Below are 2,093 nucleotides of genomic sequence, written 5' to 3' on the forward strand. Positions count from 1 at the left end.
TGGATAATCAATGTACAATTTTGGATAATTGTAATTATCTTTTGGATCATCTACAAACATTCGTTCAGGTAGTATAGTTGAATTGCTAGGAACATTAATTGTATTTAATGTTTCTTCTTGGTTTATAAGGGTTTTAACCTCATCACTCTGAGCATAAGCGGCATTTGACAACGCACACATTAATGTTCCTACAAGCAACAATTTTTTCATATCCCATCTCCTTATTCACCTAAACGATAAAAAGAATTGCGAGATATTGGCAAGGATAATTGCAGTTGTTCATTAAATTGTGAACGGGAATTTTTAAAGCTCCGGTAATAAGAATTATTGAAAGGCATTTATAATTGTAAATATTATTATTTGTAAAAAGCTATATTAAAAGTTGCTATTGATTTATTATCGCCGTTCGGAAATTTGTATAATACGGGTAAACCTAACAATATTACTGCTCTTTTTTTGGTATTCAAATCATCATGTGTATATAATAATGCTATAAAATTGGGATATTCTTTTGGAAATGGTTTAATAATTAGATCGTTATTAGGAAGTTGTTCTATTATTTTATAATTAGGTTCTAAAAAAAACATTTTAACCCTAAAGGGCCTATGTTTTTTGTTTTATTTAATTCTTTCAATAAATTATAAGGCCTTGCACCACATATGCCCCATTCATGCTGTTCGTTTGGAAACACTTGATTACGAGCATCTACTTCTTTTTGATATTCTATAAATGATTCTTCTAATGGTTTAGTTATAGTTATTTGATTACTCTGAGCATAAGCGGCATTTGATAGTGCAAATGTTAACGTTCCTACAAGCAACAATTTTTTCATATCCCATCTCCTTATTCACCTAAACGATAAAAAGAATTAGGGGGTATTGGCAAGGGTAATTGCAGTTGTTCATTAAATTGTGAATGGAAAAGAGTGCAAATGCAATGTTGCATCAGCTTACATAAATTTCTCTCGATGCGGGAAAAGTGTTGAGCTTAATTGTTCAAGCTCAATAATTTGACAAAAATGTTTTCTTTAAAAAGGGATTTCGTCATCATCTGGTTGAAGATTTGCTCAATAGCTCTCATTGGAAGACTTATCATTTTTTCTCTTTATGAGAAATAGAAGGAACAAGTAAACCTGCTGTTTTTAGTTTTTCTTCTATAACTAAACGGGCTTGATTTCGATTGGATGACTTCGTTTCTCTCCATAGGTCAATCAGGTTCTCCATATGAGGCCAAAGAACATCAATATACTCTCTACGAAGATGATTTAGATCTTTATCGTGAGAAAAATATTGCCAATGTATTTTTATAAAATCTAAGATTTCCTCTTCATTGTAGGTAGGATGTGTACAGGGATCTATTGCTAAGTTAATAAAACGAACCCCCTCATTGATATCCCAATAATATTTCCAATTTGTGGGGATTTCCTGACCGTCGTTGTTATGCCTAGTATGTTTTAGATCAGCATAAGTGGTTTCAGCCACATTTTTAATAGCATTTTCCATGACGGTGGTAATAGTTTGCTCCTTAATTCGAGCAGTAAATTCTAATGCAAATCTTGTTTTTGGGTCTAATCGTATCGTTAAACTTTCTGATTTGTTAACAGCATTTTTTTTAGTTAGTTTAACCATTGTTTATTACCTGTTGTGAAAGTCACTTATTATTAATACATGCACTGTAAAAAAAATGCAAGTAAAACTTATAAAATATAGTTTGGTATCAAAGAGCGTAGTTTCCTTACAGGTTTTCGTATGCCAAGGTTGCTAAAACTAGCTAATAAAAAAGCTATCTGACCAGGCAATAGTTTTTCTTTAAAAAATACCACCAAACTGCTCGAACCGTTTATGCAAACAACAAAGGAGACGTAAAAGGGTTAAGAAAGTTCAAGTTCAGCATGAGACCCAAGGCGGACAAGAACTAGCGTCTCTAGATCCGGTTTTTCGTATATCAGAATTAAATCGGGTTTAACGTGACAATTACGAAAGCCTTTCCACGTTCCTGCCAATGCATGGTCAACATGTCTAGGCTCAAGATCTTTGTCATTGGCAAGATGCGTTACCATCGCAGCAAAAGACGATTGTAAAACGGTTCGATAC

General features: G+C 33.0%; 4 protein-coding genes. All 4 read right to left on the minus strand.

The window, feature by feature from the left end:
* Positions 1–210, minus strand: a 210-nt coding sequence (locus AABE15_RS06710; protein WP_338330516.1) for a hypothetical protein, incomplete at its 3' end; no start/stop codon positions are given.
* A gap of 364 nt (positions 211–574) precedes the next feature.
* Complete coding sequence (locus AABE15_RS06715; protein ID WP_338330517.1) at positions 575–832, minus strand: hypothetical protein; 258 nt, start codon at positions 830–832, stop codon at positions 575–577.
* A gap of 259 nt (positions 833–1,091) precedes the next feature.
* Positions 1,092–1,628 carry a hypothetical protein gene (locus AABE15_RS06720; RefSeq protein ID WP_338330518.1) on the minus strand — a complete coding sequence of 179 codons (537 nt, stop codon included), beginning with the start codon at positions 1,626–1,628 and terminating at the stop codon, positions 1,092–1,094.
* 242 nt (positions 1,629–1,870) lie between these two features.
* Positions 1,871–2,093 (minus strand): type II toxin-antitoxin system YafQ family toxin (locus tag AABE15_RS06725; RefSeq protein ID WP_338330519.1); only part of this gene is annotated, 223 nt, incomplete at its 5' end.

It is taken from the genome of Commensalibacter sp. Nvir (assembly GCF_963921845.1).
Classification (GTDB): domain Bacteria; phylum Pseudomonadota; class Alphaproteobacteria; order Acetobacterales; family Acetobacteraceae; genus Commensalibacter.

Bases quoted from the DNA above. Each gene is read 5' to 3' on its own strand.
- AABE15_RS06715 (WP_338330517.1), bottom strand. From the start codon at position 832: ATGAAAAAATTGTTGCTTGTAGGAACGTTAACATTTGCACTATCAAAT.
- AABE15_RS06720 (WP_338330518.1), bottom strand. From the start codon at position 1,628: ATGGTTAAACTAACTAAAAAAAATGCTGTTAACAAATCAGAAAGTTTA.